This window comes from Paralteromonas sediminis (assembly GCF_003820355.1).
GTDB classification, from domain to species: Bacteria; Pseudomonadota; Gammaproteobacteria; order Enterobacterales; family Alteromonadaceae; genus Alteromonas_F; species Alteromonas_F sediminis.
On the sequence record NZ_RPOK01000003.1, the window covers coordinates 564,782 to 582,997 of the forward strand.

Annotated in this window: 24 protein-coding genes; 11 read left to right on the forward strand and 13 right to left on the reverse strand. The window is 46.0% G+C overall.

Features of this window, described 5'->3' with window-relative positions:
* Positions 1-48: 48 nt before the first annotated feature.
* From DRW07_RS11660 to proB, 3 genes are read right to left on the reverse strand one after another with little or no spacing between them, the layout of a single operon-like run.
* Entirely contained in the window at positions 49-492 is a 444-nt protein-coding gene (locus DRW07_RS11660; protein WP_124028085.1) for a CBS domain-containing protein, read from the reverse strand.
* 2 nt (positions 493-494) lie between these two features.
* On the reverse strand, positions 495-1,427 hold the full coding sequence (locus DRW07_RS11665) for a D-2-hydroxyacid dehydrogenase (RefSeq protein ID WP_124028086.1): 933 nt from the start codon (positions 1,425-1,427) through the stop codon (positions 495-497).
* Positions 1,424-2,524: a glutamate 5-kinase gene (proB, locus tag DRW07_RS11670; protein ID WP_124028087.1), complete on the reverse strand. Its 1,101-nt coding sequence runs from the start codon at positions 2,522-2,524 to the stop codon at positions 1,424-1,426. The genes DRW07_RS11665 and proB overlap by 4 nt, the downstream gene beginning before the upstream one ends.
* A gap of 107 nt (positions 2,525-2,631) precedes the next feature.
* Between proB and DRW07_RS11675 the strand changes: the two genes are divergently transcribed.
* A complete protein-coding gene (locus tag DRW07_RS11675) occupies positions 2,632-3,957 on the forward strand; it encodes an ABC1 kinase family protein (protein ID WP_124028088.1) in 1,326 nt (441 codons plus the stop codon).
* Here the strand turns inward: DRW07_RS11675 and DRW07_RS11680 are convergent.
* Positions 3,954-4,259, reverse strand: coding sequence for a DUF6482 family protein (locus tag DRW07_RS11680; protein ID WP_124028089.1), 306 nt, complete (start codon positions 4,257-4,259; stop codon positions 3,954-3,956). The two genes, DRW07_RS11675 and DRW07_RS11680, sit on opposite strands and share 4 nt — an antisense overlap.
* Before the next feature lie 161 nt (positions 4,260-4,420).
* On the opposite strand from DRW07_RS11680, the gene DRW07_RS11685 reads away from it, so the two are divergent.
* From DRW07_RS11685 to DRW07_RS11700, 4 genes are all read left to right on the forward strand, one after another.
* The gene (locus DRW07_RS11685) at positions 4,421-5,290 is read left to right on the forward strand and encodes a DUF3014 domain-containing protein (protein ID WP_124028090.1); all 870 of its coding nucleotides are present in this window, start codon (positions 4,421-4,423) and stop codon (positions 5,288-5,290) included.
* Positions 5,280-5,843, forward strand: coding sequence for a DUF1285 domain-containing protein (locus tag DRW07_RS11690; protein WP_124028091.1), 564 nt, complete (start codon positions 5,280-5,282; stop codon positions 5,841-5,843). Before DRW07_RS11685 ends, DRW07_RS11690 begins: the two co-directional genes overlap by 11 nt.
* Positions 5,844-5,911: 68 nt before the next feature.
* Positions 5,912-7,201, forward strand: a complete 1,290-nt coding sequence (locus DRW07_RS11695; protein WP_124028092.1) for a metal-dependent hydrolase family protein — start codon at positions 5,912-5,914, stop codon at positions 7,199-7,201.
* 19 nt (positions 7,202-7,220) lie between these two features.
* Positions 7,221-7,793 (forward strand): YqaA family protein, encoded by a 573-nt coding sequence (locus DRW07_RS11700; protein ID WP_124028093.1) that lies wholly within the window; start codon positions 7,221-7,223, stop codon positions 7,791-7,793.
* A gap of 1 nt (position 7,794) precedes the next feature.
* Here DRW07_RS11700 and tusA read toward each other — a convergent pair whose 3' ends face one another.
* Genes tusA through rph form a run of 3 tightly spaced genes read right to left on the reverse strand, consistent with a single transcriptional unit; the run spans position 7,795 to position 9,373 of the window.
* Complete coding sequence (gene tusA, locus DRW07_RS11705; RefSeq protein WP_124028094.1) at positions 7,795-8,025, reverse strand: sulfurtransferase TusA; 231 nt, start codon at positions 8,023-8,025, stop codon at positions 7,795-7,797.
* Entirely contained in the window at positions 8,015-8,656 is a 642-nt protein-coding gene (gene pyrE / locus DRW07_RS11710; RefSeq protein WP_124028095.1) for an orotate phosphoribosyltransferase, read from the reverse strand. Before pyrE ends, tusA begins: the two co-directional genes overlap by 11 nt.
* Positions 8,657-8,659: 3 nt before the next feature.
* Positions 8,660-9,373: a ribonuclease PH gene (gene rph / locus DRW07_RS11715; protein ID WP_124028096.1), complete on the reverse strand. Its 714-nt coding sequence runs from the start codon at positions 9,371-9,373 to the stop codon at positions 8,660-8,662.
* A 172-nt stretch (positions 9,374-9,545) separates the two neighbouring features.
* On the opposite strand from rph, the gene DRW07_RS11720 reads away from it, so the two are divergent.
* The 5 genes from DRW07_RS11720 (at position 9,546) to DRW07_RS11740 (ending at position 11,828) form a co-directional block, all read left to right on the forward strand.
* Positions 9,546-10,409, forward strand: coding sequence for a YicC/YloC family endoribonuclease (locus DRW07_RS11720; RefSeq protein ID WP_124028097.1), 864 nt, complete (start codon positions 9,546-9,548; stop codon positions 10,407-10,409).
* A gap of 86 nt (positions 10,410-10,495) precedes the next feature.
* Positions 10,496-11,071 (forward strand): CIA30 family protein, encoded by a 576-nt coding sequence (locus tag DRW07_RS11725; RefSeq protein ID WP_124028098.1) that lies wholly within the window; start codon positions 10,496-10,498, stop codon positions 11,069-11,071.
* Between the two features lie 117 nt (positions 11,072-11,188).
* Complete coding sequence (locus DRW07_RS11730; protein ID WP_124028099.1) at positions 11,189-11,368, forward strand: hypothetical protein; 180 nt, start codon at positions 11,189-11,191, stop codon at positions 11,366-11,368.
* Positions 11,358-11,570 (forward strand): hypothetical protein, encoded by a 213-nt coding sequence (locus DRW07_RS11735; protein ID WP_124028100.1) that lies wholly within the window; start codon positions 11,358-11,360, stop codon positions 11,568-11,570. Before DRW07_RS11730 ends, DRW07_RS11735 begins: the two co-directional genes overlap by 11 nt.
* A gap of 45 nt (positions 11,571-11,615) precedes the next feature.
* Complete coding sequence (locus DRW07_RS11740; protein WP_124028101.1) at positions 11,616-11,828, forward strand: hypothetical protein; 213 nt, start codon at positions 11,616-11,618, stop codon at positions 11,826-11,828.
* On the opposite strand, the gene DRW07_RS11745 is transcribed toward DRW07_RS11740, so the two are convergent.
* The 6 genes from DRW07_RS11745 to DRW07_RS11770 form a co-directional block, all read right to left on the reverse strand.
* Entirely contained in the window at positions 11,825-12,619 is a 795-nt protein-coding gene (locus DRW07_RS11745) for a DUF6671 family protein (RefSeq protein WP_124028102.1), read from the reverse strand. The genes DRW07_RS11740 and DRW07_RS11745 overlap by 4 nt on opposite strands.
* Positions 12,620-12,622: 3 nt before the next feature.
* The gene (cysD, locus tag DRW07_RS11750; RefSeq protein ID WP_240630592.1) at positions 12,623-13,540 is read right to left on the reverse strand and encodes a sulfate adenylyltransferase subunit CysD; all 918 of its coding nucleotides are present in this window, start codon (positions 13,538-13,540) and stop codon (positions 12,623-12,625) included.
* Positions 13,541-13,542: 2 nt separating this feature from the next.
* Positions 13,543-15,051: a leucyl aminopeptidase family protein gene (locus DRW07_RS11755; protein ID WP_124028103.1), complete on the reverse strand. Its 1,509-nt coding sequence runs from the start codon at positions 15,049-15,051 to the stop codon at positions 13,543-13,545.
* Positions 15,052-15,174: 123 nt separating this feature from the next.
* Positions 15,175-15,813 (reverse strand): YiaD family glycine zipper/OmpA-like lipoprotein, encoded by a 639-nt coding sequence (locus DRW07_RS11760; RefSeq protein ID WP_124028104.1) that lies wholly within the window; start codon positions 15,811-15,813, stop codon positions 15,175-15,177.
* A gap of 78 nt (positions 15,814-15,891) precedes the next feature.
* Complete coding sequence (locus DRW07_RS11765) at positions 15,892-17,085, reverse strand: cyclic di-GMP phosphodiesterase (RefSeq protein WP_124028105.1); 1,194 nt, start codon at positions 17,083-17,085, stop codon at positions 15,892-15,894.
* Between the two features lie 89 nt (positions 17,086-17,174).
* A complete protein-coding gene (locus DRW07_RS11770; protein WP_124028106.1) occupies positions 17,175-17,525 on the reverse strand; it encodes an MGMT family protein in 351 nt (116 codons plus the stop codon).
* Between DRW07_RS11770 and DRW07_RS11775 the strand changes: the two genes are divergently transcribed.
* On the forward strand, positions 17,509-18,117 hold the full coding sequence (locus tag DRW07_RS11775) for a tRNA-uridine aminocarboxypropyltransferase (protein ID WP_165870483.1): 609 nt from the start codon (positions 17,509-17,511) through the stop codon (positions 18,115-18,117). The two genes, DRW07_RS11770 and DRW07_RS11775, sit on opposite strands and share 17 nt — an antisense overlap.
* Positions 18,118-18,216 lie beyond the last annotated feature (99 nt).

The window sequence follows — 18,216 nt, forward strand, 5'->3', positions numbered from 1 at the left end:
ACGCCTATTTTGTCTTAAAAGCGATGTCGCGGGTACTGTTAAATCTCATTAATCGAACAATGACTTGCTGCCATCCAGCAGTTTTATAGTGAGCTTAACAAAATCTGATGATGTCAGAATGCCCACCACATGTGCCTCTTCGTCAACAACTGGCATGCAACCGTGTTTGTTTTTCAAAAAGAAACTCGCCACTTCTGCTACTGACTGGTCGACAGAGACGGTATCGAATTCCTTCAGTGCAATATCCATTATGTTAACTTTTGCCTCTTCACTTTGCAGTGAATCATTGCCGAACTTGGTTAACAGGGCGATCACCCGGCTGATGAGTAATTTTTGCGTCACTATGCCGACCAGCTGATTGGTCTGGGGCTCAATAATGGGTAAATGGCGAATCCCTTTGTCTCTGGTGACATTGTGAGCGTCTAGCAAGGTAGCATCAGGGGATAAGCTAAAGACGGGGGCAGTCATGACATCGGCAATGGTGAGTGGCATTTTCAGCTCCTGAATAGTGCAGTCTTAATGTTTTCGAGGGTTTGGTTAAACAACCGTTGCCTCGCTTCAATACTTCCCCATGCGCAGTGTGGCGTTATCAGCAGATTGTGCCTTTGATTCTGCAACAACACATTATCACGCTGCGGAGGCTCTTCGCATAATACATCCAAACCAGCACCGCCAATTTGATCTCGGTCTAATGCCCACAACAATGCGGCCTCATCAATTAATCCGCCGCGGGCGGTGTTAATTAGAATTGCAGACGATTTCATTTTCTGAAATCTGGTTTTGTTCATCATCGCTTGCGTCTGTTCGCTAAGCAGGCAATGCAAGCTCACAACATCAGCCTCTGGCAACACCTCGTCAAAATCTGGGCGATTCAGGCTTTTTTCGCCGGGACGCGCTGCAACGATCACTTTCATACCCAAGGCGTTCGCTAAACTGGCAAACCGTTTCCCCAACTCACCGTACCCCACAATAACCAGCGTTTTACCGCACAGTTCAATAGGATGATGCTGCAGCACACAAAACTGGTCACTGTTATGCCAGGTACCCTGATAGGCAGCCTTGTGATTCAGTGTGATGCGATTTGCCAAGGTTAACAACAGTGCCAGCGCGTGTTGACACACGGTTTCTGTTCCATAGCCCACCGCATTGTGAACCTGGATGTTGTGCTGAGCGCAGAAGTGGGTGTCAATGTTGTTCGTGCCCGTTGCCATGACACCGATATATTTTAATTGTTGAGCTGTCTGCAGCTGTGCTGCGTTTAACACCACTTTATTCACCAAAATAAGGTCTGCTTCGGTTATCCTTTCAGTGATTTGCTCTGGCGACGTGCTATCAAACACTGTCCAGTTAATGGGAAGTTCATACAGCCCTGCGACCTCCAATTGATGTGGTAACACGCTGGCAAAATCCAGAATAACGCCATTCATTTAAGGATCACCATATCATCCCTGTGCACCACTTCAGGCCCAAAAGCATAACCTAAGACTGATGCCGCCTGCTCACCTTGCAGGCCCTTTATGCGTTGCAAATCGTCATTATTTAGCAGTGCTAGTCCCTTACCAATAACATTGTTGTCATGGGTGATATCAACCGCATCGCCAACATTAAAGTGACCACTTACTTTCAGTATTCCGCTTGGTAAAAGTGAAGCTCCCTTTGAAGAAAGGGCGTGATATGCGCCGCTGTCGATGGAGATTGCACCGCATGAAGTAAGCGTATGCGTTAACCAAAGCTGTCTGGCTTTGTTGGCCGATTGGTCTGGGATAAATAGTGTGCCGGGGGATTGTCCTTGTCTTAGCGCATCAAAAATGTCTGCTTTTTTACCATTAACGATAAGAGTTTGGATACCGCTTTGCATGCATTTTTGAGCTGCTTGCAACTTCGTAAACATACCACCAGTACCCACGGCTGAACCTGCTCCTCCCGCTATCGCAAACAGCGCTTCATCGATTTTATTCACTTTGGGAATTAACTGCGCGGATGGGTCTTTTCTTGGATCAGCCGTATATAAACCATCAATATCAGAACAAATGATTAATGTATCAGCTTGCGCTACAAGTGCGGTATACGCGGCAAGATTGTCATTGTCGCCCACCTGCAATTCATTGACCGCCACAGTGTCGTTCTCATTCACAATAGGAATGGCATTGTGCTTTAGTAATTCCCCTAAGGTATTTTTGATGTTCACGTAACGAGTTCTGTCTCGCAGGTCGTCATACGTAAGCATGATTTGCGCACAGGGTCGGTCGAAAAAGCGCTGCCAGTTAGCCATCATTTGTGTCTGACCTATGGCGGCCATGGCTTGCTTTTCAGCGATAGTTGCCCTGTGGTGAACGGGTATCTGATCTCGGCCTGCAGCCACAGAGCCAGATGAAACAATAATGACCTCTTTGCCTAGGGCATGGCTGGCTGAGATAAACTGTGCAATGGGTAACAGATAAGTCGCACTGCACTGACTGCCAGAGGGTGCAATAAGGGCACTCCCCACTTTGATCACAGCGCGTTTCCATTCAAAAGCTGACATTGATTACACTTTACTGAGTCGTTGTGAAGCCAAGCATAAGAAACCCACGTACTAAATTGAAGTGCTTTGTAGTTATAATCAAACTTTATTTTTAAGAGAGCAGGCCGTTGCCAGATAAACAGCGTAAAAGTAGAGCCGTCCCGACATCAAGAATAAGCCGATTTTCAAGGCTGGGGAGTTTAGCGGCCACAGTAACAGGTAGCGTGCTGTCAGGAGGGGCAAAGACACTGCTACGTGGAGAACGCCCTAAGTTGACCGACCTGGTGCTGACGCCTGCCAATATTGAGCGCATTGCTGATCAACTGGCCTCTATGCGCGGCGCGGCAATGAAAATAGGTCAACTCATTTCGATTGACGATGGTGAGTTTCTACCTCCAGAACTGGCAACTATTCTGGCTAGGCTACGTGACGATGCAGACCCCATGCCCAAAGGCCAGTTGCAACAGGTTTTAGACAGTGCTTGGGGCGAAGGCTGGCATGACAAACTCTTGTATTTTTCCTATGCACCTATCGCTGCTGCTTCGATAGGACAAGTGCACAAGGCAATCCTGATGGATGGCACCATGTTGGCGATTAAGGTGCAATATCCCGGTATTAAAAAAAGCATCAACAGCGACGTCGATAATGTGGCGGGGCTGATCAAGCTCATCGGCATTATCCCGGAATCTGCCAATATTCAACCGCTACTCAATGAAGCAAAGGTGCAGCTTCATGCCGAAGCAAATTATCAGACAGAAGCAAACATGCTTAAGCGCTATGCTGCCTGTATCGACGGATTGGTGGATTATCAGTGCCCCACCATTGTTGAAGAATGGACTACAGAAACGGTTTTGGCGATGACATTTCAAAAAGGTGAGCCGATTACTGCTCTTGAACAGTCATCACAAGCGCTTAAAAATAAGATGATGACATCGCTCTTTGCACTGTTTTTTAAAGAAATATTCGAGTTCAATCTCATACAAACAGATCCTAATCTGGCCAATTATCTTGTCGATATCGAGGACGGCTACTGGGTGCTACTCGACTTTGGCGCGACCAGAGATTTTCCTGCCTCGCTTTCTCATGCTTATTTAGCGCTTATTCATGCAGCTCACAGACAAAACGATGACGCATTGTTGCAAGCCGCAATGCAAATTGGGCTTGTAGACAGTACGGCCACCGAAGCGCAATTGTCGATCATTTTGTCAATGCTGAAAATTGCCTGTGAGCCCCTGCATAGTAAAGGCGGCCACAACTTTGCCAACAATGATGCCGCGCAGCGATTGCAAGAATTAGGTTGGACGCTGAGTATGGAAGAAGCCTTCTGGCAGGCTCCGCCCGCAGACGCCGCCTTTATGCATCGAAAGCTGGGCGGACTGTACTTATTGGCGAAGCGATTGGGTGCCACGGTAGACCTGCACGCATTGCTGACGCCTTACCTTGCAGATACCTAATAGGGTAGGTCCATAGAGAATGGCAACGCCATTTTTTCACTGGCTTTGGGTGGGTTGCCGATCATCTCGTCGTAGGGCGTGTCGTGAACCATCACCGCTTTTTTGACAGAAAAGGCCGCAAACGCTTCGCGAATATGACCACTGCTGTGAAATCGCTTGGGTTTATCAGAGTCGTCATAAACCATGCCGGCGTGTTGCCCTACCGCAATATTCACCAAATAAACATTCATTTCAAATGAATGTACTTCGAGCAAATCGATACAGGGCGGATTTTTTAGGAGTTCAGAATAAACAAATTTCATCTCTTCGCAGTACTGTATTAAGCCTATGTTCATTTACGCGCGGTAGGCTTTTGAAGTTCAAAAGTGTGCATGGATTGGAACTAATTTAATTAATTGAATTTCTAACAAAAAACACAATCTCTGATAGTATTAGTAGCAGGCGAAAGAAAAAGGTGGATCAAATGGAAGCAGACGAGAACACGTCATCATTAAAACCTCACATTATTATTGCCGTCGTCATAGCGGTTGTAATTCTCGCGGTTTTCTTTTGGCCGTCAGCCGATGAAGACGTTGAACCTGAAGCCCCTCAACCTGTTGCAATCGCTGAGCCTGAACCTGTGGTTCCTGAAACGCCTGAGCCCGAACCTGAAGTGTTTGAAGCAACGCCACCGCCATCCTCTGTTGAACTTGATGCAGACGCAGAGATAGCGCCGCCTCCTGTACAGGAAGATGTTTCTGAGCCTGAACCATTAGATATTAGCGATGCGGCTATTGAAACGGCGTTAGTCACCATTGCTAACAGTGACATTATTACCAACTTCTTGGTGAATGAAGCGCTGTTGGAGCGGTTTGTGGTGTCGGTAACCAACCTTGCCAATGAAGAAATGGCGCCGAATCATCGATTGTTGGAGCCACCTGCGCAGAAGTTTCGCACCTATCAACAAGCACAGCGAGAATGGATCGACCCAGCCAGCTATAAACGATACACCCCTTACGTGGATGCGATGGAGCAACTTGATAATACGCGATTGCTCACCTTGTTTGCGCGTTATGAAGAGGAAATACAAACGCAGTATGCACAAATCGGCGATCCTGATGAGCCTTTTGAACGGGTACTTATCAATGCAATTGATACCCTGCTGGACACACCTGAGGTAAAAGTGCCTGTTGAAGTCTACACTGATTCAGTAATGTTTAAGTACAAAGACGATCGGCTTGAAAACTTATCCAGCCCACAAAAGCAGCTACTTCGAACAGGTCCGGATAACATGCGTAGAATAAAAGCAAAGCTACGTGAGATAAAAGCGCTTCTAGAAGAACGTGGATCTTAGTCAGTTATCTGCTTCATTACGTGATTCCCTCGATTCCCTGAAAGACTCGTCAACAGGCGCGCCTGTTGAGTCGTGGGACCCGCCCTTTTGCGGTGACATTCCATTAAAAATCGCTTTCGATGGTACCTGGCTTTATCAGGGTACACCTTTCACCCGTCCTAAGCTTGTCGCGTTATTTGCATCTGTGCTGAAAAAAGAAGGCAACGACTATTTTCTAGTTACCCCCGCCGAAAAGGTAAAAATAAACGTAGATGACGTGCCTTTTGTCATTATTGACTGGGAGAGGAGGGGGACAACAATTTGGGTAAAGACACAAACCGGCAGCACTTTCCCATTGAATAGTGACCACGCGGTAAGTTGCCGACCACTCCCCAATCAGCCTGACGCTGACATCCCCTATGTTAAGGTCCGGCATAATCTCTATGCCCGTTTCCACCAGAATGTGTATTACCAAATGCTCGACGAAGCGGACATGATTGAGCAAGACGGGCAAACCCTGTTGTTACTGAAAAGTGACGGCCTTTCTATAATTTTGGGCCAAATGAAATGCTAATGCGCTTTACTACTGGGACGGACCTGTCCTAAAGTGGAGTAAAAATAACGATGATAAGCCCAACTACTATGCTGAAATTAAAACACTCACTCCTCTGTATTGCTTTGCTTTTACCCACCGCCCATGCTGAAACTATCATTCATGCAGGTAAGTTATTTACCGCCGAAGATGAGACCTTGCACGAAAAAATGAGTATTGTGCTAGATGGCAACACCATTGTAGATATTAAGAAAGGATTCATAGACGCAGGCGATGATGACACAGTAATTGATTTGTCAGAGCACACAGTGTTACCCGGACTCATGGACATGCACGTACATCTTTCATTTCAGCATGAAGGCCCTGCTACCTACATAAAGCGTTTTACCCAGAGCAATGCAGACAATGCGTTATCGGCGGCCTATTATGCAAGAAAGACGCTCAAGGCTGGTTTTACTACCGTAAGAAATCTAGGTGACTCACAGAATGAAACCATTGCGCTTCGCAACGCCATCAGCGCAGGTATTGCTGATGGTCCGCGCATTTACACTACGGGTAAATCTATCGCCACAACCGGTGGTCACGCCGATCCAACAAACGGAATGCGGGCAGACCTTCAGGGAGACCCGGGCCCTAAAGAGGGTGTAGTAGATGGCGTGGTTGAAGCGAGGAAAGCAGTAAGACAACGGTATAAGGACGGCGCAGACCTTATTAAGATTACCGCAACTGGCGGTGTATTGAGTGTTGCTAAAAGCGGTCAAAATCCGCAGTTTATGACAGATGAACTGGACGCGATTGTCTCCACGGCAAAAGACTATGATATGACAGTAGCTGTGCATGCGCATGGTGAAGAAGGGATGCGCAGAGCAATACTGGCAGGCGTGGATTCAATAGAGCATGGCACTTACATGAGTGCATCAGTCATGGAGCTAATGAAAGAACGCGGTACGTATTACGTACCTACTATTCTTGCAGGAGACTTCGTCGCCAAAAAAGCAGAAATCCAGGGGTTTTTCCCAGATATCGTTAGACCCAAAGCAGCTGCAATTGGCCCCCTTATTCAGGATACCTTTGCCAGAGCATATGCAGCAGGCGTTCGCATTGCCTTTGGAACTGACAGTGGTGTGTCGCCGCACGGTGAAAATGCACAGGAATTTGCGCTTATGGTCGAGGCGGGGATGCCCGAGGCTGAGGCCCTCATTAGCGCAACTCGCACCACTGCAGAGCTGCTAAAAATTAGCGATACTTTAGGGACTATCAGTAAAGGCAAGCTGGCAGACATTATTGCCGTAGAAGGCGACCCGCTAAAAGACATCACAGTTATGGAGTCTGTCGCATTTGTTATGAAAGATGGCAGGGTTTTCCATTCACCTGACTAGCCTTGCCCTCTAGACATACATGGTAGAGAAGCTTAAGAAAAAAACGAAAGCACTCGTGCGGTCAAAACACTTACTTCCCGGTGTACTGACCGCGTCTTTTTTAGAATCAACCGTTGTTCCTATTCCCATAGAAGCAGCCTTGTTGCCGCTTATGCAGGCAAGAAGAGACAAACTGTGGTTGATTGCAGCGGTTGCCGTGCTTGGCTGCTTAATAGGTGCGCTGTTCGGTTATGCGCTCGGCTATCTGGCATTTGACCTGTTGCACAACGTTATCGTTGAGCACTATGTCACCGAGCGCGAGCTCAGTGAATTTATGCAACGCATGCGCGATGAAGGTTTTTGGTTTGTGTTAACAGCAGGCATAGCCCCTATTCCTCTGCAAATCGCCATGCTGGCAGCAGGTGCAACACAATTTTCACTTACGCTATACCTGATAGCTGTCGCAATTTCACGCGCGCTGCGATACTTCGGCATCGCCTTACTGGTGCAGGTGGCAGGTGACCGCGCGGAAAAACTAATACGCGAGCACAAGGTTAAAACCATGCTGTTATCGGTCGTTCTGATTGGCTTGGTGTGGTGGTTAACGCGGTAATCTAATGGTCTTTTTTAATCACATAGCGATAAGGGATGTCTTGATCCTGCTTTTCCACTAATGTGTGATTCATGAAATGACAAAAATTGGGAATATCGCGGGTGGTAGCGGGATCATCAGCCGTAATTTCAACCGTTTCTCCCACTTCCATTTTACGCAACTTCAACCGAACCATCATAACAGGTTCGGGACAGCGCAAGCCCAATGTATCTAATTGATGATCAGATGCCATACTGTGCGCGATAAGCCTTAACCGCGTCGGCATACTGAGATAAAGCAGCATGGCCTTCTATGTATTGCATTACATCGTGTAAACTGACAATAGAAACCACCTGTGTGCCAAAGTCACGCTCGACTTCCTGTATAGCAGATAATTCACTCTGCCCACGCTCTTGGCGATCAAGCGCAATGAGCACGCCGGTTAAAGACGCGCCTTGTTGCTGAATAATTTGCATTGATTCACGTATCGCTGTCCCGGCGGTAATCACATCGTCAACCAACAACACGTTGCCTTGTAATGGGCTACCAACCAAGCTGCCGCCCTCACCATGGGTTTTCGCCTCTTTGCGGTTGAAACAGTAAGGCACGTCACGATTATGATGATCAGCCAGTGCTACCGCTGTTGTGGTGGCAATGGGAATACCTTTGTAGGCCGGTCCAAACAGCACGTCAAACGTTAAGCCTGCATCGACGATAGCATTGGCATAAAAGCGGCCCAATTGCGCTAGGTCGCCACCGGTATTAAACAACCCAGCATTAAAAAAGTAGGGGCTCACCCGACCACTTTTTAAGGTAAATTCGCCAAACTTCAATACACCACGCTCAATGGCAAACTCAATAAACGCCTTTTGGTACTCTTTCATAACTCAGTTCAACGCTGTTTTTTGAATATCAAATAACTCTCTTAAGCCGTGCTTTGCCAGCTCAAGCATTTCTTGCATTTCGTCGAATGTAAAAGGCTCGCCCTCTGCGGTTCCCTGAACTTCAATCAAACTACCGGCTTCGGTCATAACAACATTCATATCGGTTTCAGCTTGTGAATCTTCTATATATTCCAAGTCGGCAACGGCTTCGCCGGCCACTATGCCAACAGATAGCGCTGCAACCATGTGTTTTAGTGGATTCGCTTTTATGAGCCCTTTGCTACGCATATACGTGAGCGCATCGACCAAAGCAACACAGGCACCCGTAATAGAGGCTGTACGCGTCCCGCCATCAGCTTGAATTACATCGCAGTCGATAGTAATCGTATTTTCACCAAGTAGCTTTAGGTCTACTGCGGCTCTTAAAGAGCGAGCGATCAAACGTTGAATTTCAAGGGTTCTTCCACCTTGCTTTCCACGTGCTGCTTCACGTTGACTACGAGTATGAGTGGCGCGGGGCAGCATGCTATATTCTGCCGTCACCCAGCCTTTGCCTTGCCCTTTCATAAATCTTGGAACACCTTCTTCTACAGTGGCATTGCAAAGCACTTTAGTATTACCAAATTCAACCAGCACTGAGCCTTCTGCATGGCACGTGTACTGGCGGGTAAGGGTGACAGGTCTGATTTGACTGGCTGTTCTGCCGCTTGGACGCATAACTAACTCCGAATAAATAATCTGGCGCGATTATAGCGTATTGGCAAAGTATTGCAGGTTTTCTTGGGCAATCTTGCAAGCTCTTTCACGGGATTTTGCAATTCAATTAGAGAAGTCACTATACATTTGCGGTAGAATTCGCGCTAAATCAACAGTTAACAAGGGCTTCACTATGATTTACAGCATGACTGCATTTGCACGCAAGGAACTTAAAGCAGAGTGGGGCACGGCTGTGTGGGAAATTCGCTCGGTCAACCAGCGTTTTCTAGAAACCTATTTTCGACTCCCAGAGCAGTTTCGGTCATTAGAGCCTGTACTTCGGGAACGCTTTAAGAAGCGCTTACAACGGGGCAAAGTAGAATGTGCACTGCGCTTTAGTGCCAATGAAGCGGCTGTTGGTCAAATTCAACTTAATGAATCCTTGGCGAAGCAACTTTTGCATGCAGCTGACTGGGTGCAGTCGCACGGACAGTCTACGGGTGTGAATCCGGTGGATATTCTTCGCTGGCCAGGCGTGGTTGCCGCAGAAGAAGCCGATATGGATAGTATTCAGGCAGACATAATGAAGTGCTTCGACGACACATTGTCAGACTTTATTCAGGCCAGAGCCTCTGAAGGTGAAAGTCTTAAGCGACTCATTGAAGAACGTCTTGATGCGATTACCGTTGAAGTTGCAAAAGTGCAAACGCACATGCCCAGCGTATTGACTTGGCAACGGGAGCGACTTCAGCAACGTTTTGAAGAGGCCAACATTGAACTCGAGCCAGGCAGACTAGAGCAAGAAATGATTATGCTGGCACAGAAAGTTGATGTGGCAGAAGAACTGGACAGACTCAACACCCATGTTAGCGAAACACAAAAGATTCTGAAAAAGGGCGGGGCTGTTGGCAGGCGTCTGGACTTCATGATGCAGGAGTTCAATCGTGAATCTAACACTTTAGGTTCTAAATCTATCAATACAGACATTACCCAGTCTGCGGTTGAGCTAAAAGTGCTGATTGAGCAAATGCGTGAGCAGATCCAGAATATTGAGTAAATGACCTAATCGATATACGCTGCACTTGTGAACATTTAGGGCCGGTAACCAGTAAAGATAGTATTGTCTTTTAAAGGGAATACTTGATGAAGCAAGCAAATTTGCAGGTTGAGCTTACATTACTCTGCTTAGTGGTATGCTGCTTTGTTTTTTCTGCTCATGCTATGAACTTGACAATGTTTGATTCCCCGCAAGAAATTCAAAAATGGCGAGTCTCCAACGATACCGTAATGGGAGGTATTTCATCTTCCACAGTAACGGCAGAAGGTGAGAGTCTTCTTTTCAGTGGAGAGCTTAGGCTGGAATATAACGGTGGATTTGTCAGTGTGTGGCGAACACCGGAAAAAGGCTTGTTCAGTGACGACAGCGAGCGTATTAGCATTACCGTAAAAGGTGATGGTAGGCCCTACCAGTTGCGCTTAAGAACCCTCGCTTCTCCTCGTATATCCTATTCTGCCAGCTTTGAAACTACCAGTGGGGAGTGGACCACGCATACTTTTCAATTATCAGACTTCACACCTGTCTGGCGCGGGCGCTTAGTTTCTGGCGCGCCTGCATTACGCTTTGAGGATATTTATCAAGTGGGCTTTTTGCTGGCTGATAAAAACCCTGGCGATTTTGCGCTGAAAGTGCAGCAGATAGTGGCGCTGAAACAAAGCTAGACCAGTCAATTTCCCCCACTTTCGTACAGTTATATCTTTCTGTGGAATAGTACATGATTTGCATAGCAGGATAGATCATCGATTCCTGCATGCTCAATTAATTGTCAAGGAGAGATAATGAAAGAAATAGATCCCAACCAACTTCAAGCAATTTCAGGAGGCCTACTGTGGGGAGTTGCTTGGAAGACAGCTGCCGCGGCCTTCACTACTACAGACGCTGCCCTGAATATCAAGAATGGGTTTCAAGAAGGTTTTAATAATGCAAAAGACGAAATGAGGGAAAAAAATGGTTGGTAAACTGGTAGAAATGGACCGTAGTGAAATATCGCTAGTGTCGGGTGGTGGAGCTTGGGATGACTTCTGGCATGACGTAGGCTCAGCGATAGGAAGTCTGCTGGCCGAATCAGCGTATAGTAAACAATCTAAGGATATGCATGATTTAGGCTCAGCTGGAAACTTAGATGAGTTTTTAAGCAACCAAAGTGACCCTTTACTTTAAGAACAAGGCAGATAGAAATATCTGCCTTTTTTGTCGGGAGGATTCATGTTTAAGCTACTGGTTAGCCACGTTCTTCACTACATGGGATTGTACGCTGTATACACCAATACACTGAATTTTTTTCAGGAAGGTAAATTTGTATTCATTTTTGATACCCAATTAATGCCATTTTTTATTCTTCTTGGGATTGTAAATATCGCCGTGTTGCGTTCTAAATCGACATTATTAACAGGCACATTAAACCGTGACGTAGATTAAGGATTACAAAACGCGCAGTTAACTGGGTCTGTGTGTTGGGAAGAATGGTGTTTGAGGTCTTTAAAACCGCACGCTTTGCACTGTGCCCACCAGCCCTTGGCCTGTGTTGTGGGAAGAGAACAAGCACTGCAAGGTAAGCCTGATTGCGGCTTTTCGTAAACAAATTCGGGTGTACCACACTGTGGACAGGTGGATAGTAACCGGTTGGCCAAGTCAGTGGCGGCTTTTTCAAGCATTTTCTGCCGACTAGGGCAATACATGGCTCGATAATCAGGGACAAGTGCTTGCGGGTAGGAAACACTATGTTCTTTGTATAGCTCAGCTACCAATTCTATGTTTAGACCTTTATGCCAATTCCCTGAAACGTCTTGCCACATCCACCGCTGCTCAGCACCTAAAAACGCATCTAGGTCATCCAGTGCCTGCGCGGTTTCTATTGTTTGTGTTGTTACCTCTGCGGGCCCTTCGCTCATTCCATAAAAAAGCGCTCCCTTTTGCGCATCAAACAAACAAATTATTTCTTGTTCCCAAGTGATTTGCGCTAGGGGATGTGGAAAAAAACTGCCTTCGCTGCCTAAACCGTAACGCGACTTACTAAGTTCACAAGCCAGCTTGGCTTTGTATGCAGCGGTCGCTCTCGCATCTTTTTCGCGTACTACTTCACCACTGAATGTGCCCAGTTTGTCAGTGTCAAAATCAGTATATTCTACAACCTGAAAGCCCACAGGAAGTAGAGCGGGCGCTATCCACTTGGCTTTGCAATGACGAGTGAGTAAGACCGCTGAAGGCATAGATTAGAAGTAACCTTCTTGTTTCTTCTTCTCCATAGACCCAACCTGGTCTTTGTCCAATAGCCGGCCTGCTCGTTCACTGGTGGTCGTAAGCAACATTTCAGCAATAATATCCTGAACTTGTGTTGCTTTACTTAGCACCGCTCCTGATTGCGGATAACAGCCTAGGGTTCTGAATCTCACCCAGCGATGATCTAGCGTATCTCGCTCTTCGTCAGTCAGGTAATCCATCATTCGCTCATCATCCATGGCCAAAATGGTGCCGTCTCTGTCTAACCAGGTTAAACGTTCTTTGGCGTAATACAGCGGCACAATTTCGATATTCTCTCGAAGTATATAAAGCCAAATGTCCAGCTCAGTCCAATTAGACAGAGGAAATACCCGCACTGATTCGCCTTTATTTATTTGATTATTGAATATATGCCAAAGTTCAGGTCGCTGATTTTTTGGGTCCCATCGGTGGTCTGCAGAGCGCACAGAGAACACGCGCTCTTTAGCCCTCGATTTTTCTTCATCTCGCCTTGCGCCGCCAAGCGCGGCATCAAATTGATAGTGATCGAGAGCCTGCTTTAATGCCACGGTCTTCATTTGGTCATTGTAAATGACGGAGCCGGATTCAACTGGATGAACACCATTGTCCAATGCATTCTGGTTAATGTGCACGCGAATATCTAGTTCGTGCTTGTCACGTAAGTAGTCACGAAATCGGCCCATTTCGCCAAATTCCCATGTGGTGTCTATATGCAGCAAAGGGAAGGGGATCTTACCTGGCGCGAAAGCTTTTCGCGCCAGATGCAACATGACTGTTGAATCCTTTCCAATGGAATAAAACATACAGGGATTGTCGAATGCAGCCGCCACTTCTCGCATTATGTGAATACTTTCAGCTTCTAGCTGTGCCAGATGTGACATGGATTGCATGTTCAGTTTCCTTTTTTTGCTTCATTCGCAATAAGTTGAGTCATAAAGCGAACACCCCAACCGTGAAAACCTTTTGGTGCAACATCGGTTGCTTCAGTTAAGTAATCAACTCCGGCTATATCTAAATGCACCCATGGCAAGTCTTCATCAATAAAGGTACCAATAACCGCAGCACCAATGCTGGCGCCTGGGTTACCAACGCCTGAATTCTTAATATCAGCGATATCAGATTTCAATTGCTTGAAATGATTTGGGTGCAAAGGAAGCGGCCACACATGCTCACCACTTTGCTCACCCACTGCTTTCATGGCAACAGATAAGTCCCAGTCACGCGTTATCAACGCGGCATATTCGTCACTCAGCGCTCGGGCAGCAGATCCTGTTAAGGTTGCAATATTGAGCAGCATAGAGGGTTTATATTTATCCTGCGCATAGCGCACTGCATCGGCCAAAATGAGGCGGCCTTCGGCATCAGTTGAAATGATTTCAATGGTTGTACCTTGCATTGTGGTTAACACATCACCCGGACGAATAGCGTCTTCAGCAGGCATATTCTCAGCAAGCGGCATAACACCCACTACATTAATAGCAAGCCCCTGTTTTGCAATGGCATGCAGTGTACCTGCGACCGCGGCAGCACCTGATAAATCAGATTTCATCTGCCACATGTTGTTATTTGGTTTTAGGCTGGTACCGCCTGTGTCAAAAGTGATGCCTTTACCCGCAAGCACAATAGGCGCCTCGCCTTTCTTACCGCCACTGTATTCAACAATTAGCATTGCAGGATCATGTATCGAACCTTTACCCACACCCAGCAAAGCGCCCATGTTGTTTTTCTCTAAATCTTTGCGATCCAAAACGCGAATTTTTACGTCATCAAGCCCTCGCAATGCGGCCTTAGCCCGATCGATAAAAGATGCTGGATAAATCGTATTACCAGGCTCGCTGGCAAAATTTCTCGCCATATATACACCCTCTACAACAGGCAGACGCTGTGACTCGAAGTAAGTAGCATCGTCCTTAGCAGAAGGCGTGGTAAACTCAATTGAAAAGTCGGCTTTCTTAGTAGTTTTGTAAGTTTGGAATTGATACCCACGCAACATAGCACCTTCTGCAATAAAAGCAGCGGCATGCTGTATGTTGGACTTCAAACCACTTAAATCAACCGAATAGGTCTCTGTAATATCTGTTGGTAAAGCCGCAGCGATTTGTCCACCCAAATTCTGCAGCGCAACGGGGTTATCTAATGGTGTATCAGTGTGTAAAGCGATAATGTGCTTTGCACCAAATGTCGCATAATGATGAGACGTTGAGCCATTGTTAAGTGCCTTCGCAGTTTCAAAAGCAGTGAACAAAGCTTTGTGTTCATCAGGAACAATATCATCCTGAAAAATGACCACCTTGTGTGAGGCTTTTTCATTTGGTGAGGCTGAAAATGACACTGAAGGCTGAGCACTTGCAAAACCAGTGAATGCAACAAGCATTGCGAACGCAATAAAGCGTGTAACCATATTTATCTATCCTTAAACGTAAGTGTAACTATATCTGTACGTAAGGATACGTTAATAGGGTTTAGCCTCACCAAAAGATAAAATCTTCACATCAATCAGTCTTAACCGAACTATGCGTTGCTACTACTCACCTAAAGGTTGAATGGTCAACTCAACACGCCTATTTTGCTGCTTACCTTCTGGTGTAGCATTACTGGCTTTTGGCTGATACTCGCCCATACCTAAGGTTGTCATTCGCCTTGCATTTACACTGTTTGCCAGCAAAATATTTTTAACCGACTCGGCCCTGCGTTCTGAAAGTCCCTGATTATACTGCTCAGTACCATCGCTGTCGGTGTGACCTTCAATCATGAGGACAGTTTTTTCATATTCGTTTAGTACTCTGGCCACATCCTGCAACACAGGGGTAAATGATTGACTGACGCTTGCACTATTCGTTGCAAAGGTCACGTCGCTGGGCATAATGAGGTCGATATTGTTACCTGTTCTCACGACCTCGATACCACTGTCTGCTAATTCTTCTCGCAGTGCAGCTTCTTGTTTGTCCATGTAGTTGCCGATGGCTCCACCAGCAATAGCACCCACAACAGCTCCCCAGGCATAACGCTTTTTATCGTGATCGCCGGTGGCTTTACCCAGTATCGCACCCACTACTGCGCCAATTGCTGCACCTTTTTGTGTATTGTTTGCCTGATAGTTAGCAGCGCACCCGCCAAGTGTCAGGGATGCTGCCAAAAGTGTCATACTGATTGCTTTATTCATGCTTACCTCAATAATAATTTTCAATCTTTACTGTATTAGCCGTTAGCTGAATGCAAAATTAATGCTTAATGAGGCTGGCTATACAATATTCAGCACAGAACGTTCAAAAAACTGTTTAGTATCAAGCTTATACTCACTGGCTACGACGGGTTTTTCTATTCGCACTGTGGTACTGGAATTGAGATCAAGATCTTTAGGCTCTAAGTAATGATTACCACGTGTTGAGTAAAACATTCTCACTATGGGTTTTAAAGGCGCATCGCTGTTTTGCTCCATCACCATACCAACCCGTTCGTTGGTTAACTTAACCAGCGTGCCAACCGGATAAATGCCCATACATTTTATAAATTTTTGAAGCAAGTCATGGTCATATTTATGCGGGCTGTCTTTGAGAAGGATTTGTAGGGCTTTCTGGCTAGGCATACCCGCCTTATACACGCGATCAGCGGTAAGGGCATCATACACATCGGCTATAGCAATCATTCTGCCTTCCTGGCTAATTTTTTCGCCCGATTTGCCGGCAGGGTATCCTTTACCATCAAGCCTTTCATGGTGCTCAGAAACCGTTCTGATTAGAGACTTATCAATGCCTTCCTTTTCCAGGGTTTCTACGCCGTATTTGACGTGATCACGCATAACATCCATCTCTTCATCAGTCAGTCGCCCTGGTTTGTGCAGAATGTCATCAGGAATTTTAATCTTGCCTAAGTCGTGCAAAAAACCCGCAAGTGCTAATTCCTCAACAGCTTGAATGCTCATGCCAACAGATTTCCCGAAGTTAGCTAGGAGAATCGCAACATTTAATGAGTGTTCCAAAAGGTACTCATCTTTCTCCCTGATTTTAGTCAGGCACATAAGCGCATCAGGATTGCGATCGATAGAGCCAACCATGCTTTGCGTAAATTCACGGGGTATTTGTTCATCAAACGGCAGTCCTTTTTGTACTGCCCTTAACAAGGTTTTTTGAAGATGTTTGCCTTGTTTATGTAACGTATTGGCTTTACCTATTTCCTGTTCGAAGGAAACCGTCTTTTTATCTTCTTCGGGTGCAGGTTCAGGCGCGGGCGCTTTTGACTCGTCCTCAATTTGTTTAGACAAATCAATAACAAGTGATTTAACACCTTTGCGTCTGAGACCATCGATGACAGAGGGCTTCGTCACCCTTCCTTGCGTTTTTACAGATAAATTCCCTTGTTGATCTGCAATGGCATGCACAAACATGCCCACGGCCAATTCATCAATAGTAATTTTTTTGAGATGGCTATTTGTCATAGGAAAAAACTACTGCTGGGGACACGTAAATTACCCCATTTGTTTAAAAAGCACAATTTAACTTTTGTAACACGACTTCTGTTCAATAATTAATAGTATAGCTGGTGTAAAAGCACGCTGAGATCGGGCTTCCAACCAAACTTATCTAGCTCCACTCTGTTGTATTTTACCGCTACACCTTCATCAATTAACCTGTTGCGTTGTTCAATAAATGTTTCAGAACCTGGTGGAAAAGCTATCTTACCGTCAGCTCTCAGCACACGGTGCCAGGGTAGAACTAGGTTCTGTGGTGTACGTTTGAGCCAATATCCGACAGCTCTTGCACGGCCTGGAAGTCCTGCTAGATCAGCAATCTGACCGTAACTAGAAACTGTGCCTTTGGGTACACAGGATACCGTATGGTATATTTTGGTTTGGATTGAAGTGTCAGTATTGGTCATCGCCGCGTTGAGAACTTATTGTCAAAAATGCCAGTATCCACAAAGTGTCTGTGTTTGTCAGTTTGTGCCCGTTATTGCGTCGCCTATTCAGATTCACGTTCTTCAGCACAAAAGAGAGCGTAGTAATGCCAAAAATACCGTACGATTGGTACAACTAGCCATACCCGATCTGTTTGTACATTGTATTGAAAATGACGAAGATATTGTGAATGCAATAGAAGCATTGCCCTCAGGCAGGTTAGCAGTGTTTTACCCTTGTGAGAGAAGCTTCACGCTGGAGGAAAAACATGAAGACATTACGCCAGCCCTTTATGCCGCGCTTGTGTTTATCGATGGCAGCTGGAAGCAAGCAGGGGGCATAGCCAGAAAGTTACCGACTGATAAACGCCTAGATTTTTTCCATTTTAATTCAATACCATCAAGTCGCTACACAATAAGGCATACTAATAAGGAATATGCGCTATCAACACTTGAGGCTGTTGCGGTGGCACTTGATAAACTTTTCGATATATCACAGCATCCGCTGCTAGCATTATTGGACGAATTCCAAAACCATTGGCAAGGCCCAACCTCACACAGACGACACGTATAGTCGTAGATTTTCTTAGGGTAATCGCGAAGCTAAGCCGCATTCGCATTGACAGATTTAGTTATGCTGCGTATGTTTCTAATTAAATAAAGAAGGGAACAA

What these genes read in the sequence shown, in the direction of transcription:
- DRW07_RS11770 (WP_124028106.1), bottom strand. Translation starts at nt 17,525, where the DNA reads ATGACCAATACTGACACTTCAATCCAAACCAAAATATACCATACGGTA.
- DRW07_RS11755 (WP_124028103.1), bottom strand. Translation starts at nt 15,051, where the DNA reads ATGGTTACACGCTTTATTGCGTTCGCAATGCTTGTTGCATTCACTGGT.
- DRW07_RS11680 (WP_124028089.1), bottom strand. Translation starts at nt 4,259, where the DNA reads ATGAAATTTGTTTATTCTGAACTCCTAAAAAATCCGCCCTGTATCGAT.
- DRW07_RS11700 (WP_124028093.1), top strand. Translation starts at nt 7,221, where the DNA reads ATGGTAGAGAAGCTTAAGAAAAAAACGAAAGCACTCGTGCGGTCAAAA.
- DRW07_RS11760 (WP_124028104.1), bottom strand. Translation starts at nt 15,813, where the DNA reads ATGAATAAAGCAATCAGTATGACACTTTTGGCAGCATCCCTGACACTT.
- tusA (WP_124028094.1), bottom strand. Translation starts at nt 8,025, where the DNA reads ATGGCATCTGATCATCAATTAGATACATTGGGCTTGCGCTGTCCCGAA.
- DRW07_RS11720 (WP_124028097.1), top strand. Translation starts at nt 9,546, where the DNA reads ATGATTTACAGCATGACTGCATTTGCACGCAAGGAACTTAAAGCAGAG.
- pyrE (WP_124028095.1), bottom strand. Translation starts at nt 8,656, where the DNA reads ATGAAAGAGTACCAAAAGGCGTTTATTGAGTTTGCCATTGAGCGTGGT.
- DRW07_RS11665 (WP_124028086.1), bottom strand. Translation starts at nt 1,427, where the DNA reads ATGAATGGCGTTATTCTGGATTTTGCCAGCGTGTTACCACATCAATTG.
- cysD (WP_240630592.1), bottom strand. Translation starts at nt 13,540, where the DNA reads ATGCAATCCATGTCACATCTGGCACAGCTAGAAGCTGAAAGTATTCAC.
- DRW07_RS11735 (WP_124028100.1), top strand. Translation starts at nt 11,358, where the DNA reads ATGGTTGGTAAACTGGTAGAAATGGACCGTAGTGAAATATCGCTAGTG.
- DRW07_RS11695 (WP_124028092.1), top strand. Translation starts at nt 5,912, where the DNA reads ATGCTGAAATTAAAACACTCACTCCTCTGTATTGCTTTGCTTTTACCC.
- DRW07_RS11725 (WP_124028098.1), top strand. Translation starts at nt 10,496, where the DNA reads ATGAAGCAAGCAAATTTGCAGGTTGAGCTTACATTACTCTGCTTAGTG.
- proB (WP_124028087.1), bottom strand. Translation starts at nt 2,524, where the DNA reads ATGTCAGCTTTTGAATGGAAACGCGCTGTGATCAAAGTGGGGAGTGCC.
- DRW07_RS11740 (WP_124028101.1), top strand. Translation starts at nt 11,616, where the DNA reads ATGTTTAAGCTACTGGTTAGCCACGTTCTTCACTACATGGGATTGTAC.
- DRW07_RS11660 (WP_124028085.1), bottom strand. Translation starts at nt 492, where the DNA reads ATGCCACTCACCATTGCCGATGTCATGACTGCCCCCGTCTTTAGCTTA.
- DRW07_RS11685 (WP_124028090.1), top strand. Translation starts at nt 4,421, where the DNA reads ATGGAAGCAGACGAGAACACGTCATCATTAAAACCTCACATTATTATT.
- rph (WP_124028096.1), bottom strand. Translation starts at nt 9,373, where the DNA reads ATGCGTCCAAGCGGCAGAACAGCCAGTCAAATCAGACCTGTCACCCTT.
- DRW07_RS11730 (WP_124028099.1), top strand. Translation starts at nt 11,189, where the DNA reads ATGAAAGAAATAGATCCCAACCAACTTCAAGCAATTTCAGGAGGCCTA.
- DRW07_RS11745 (WP_124028102.1), bottom strand. Translation starts at nt 12,619, where the DNA reads ATGCCTTCAGCGGTCTTACTCACTCGTCATTGCAAAGCCAAGTGGATA.
- DRW07_RS11765 (WP_124028105.1), bottom strand. Translation starts at nt 17,085, where the DNA reads ATGACAAATAGCCATCTCAAAAAAATTACTATTGATGAATTGGCCGTG.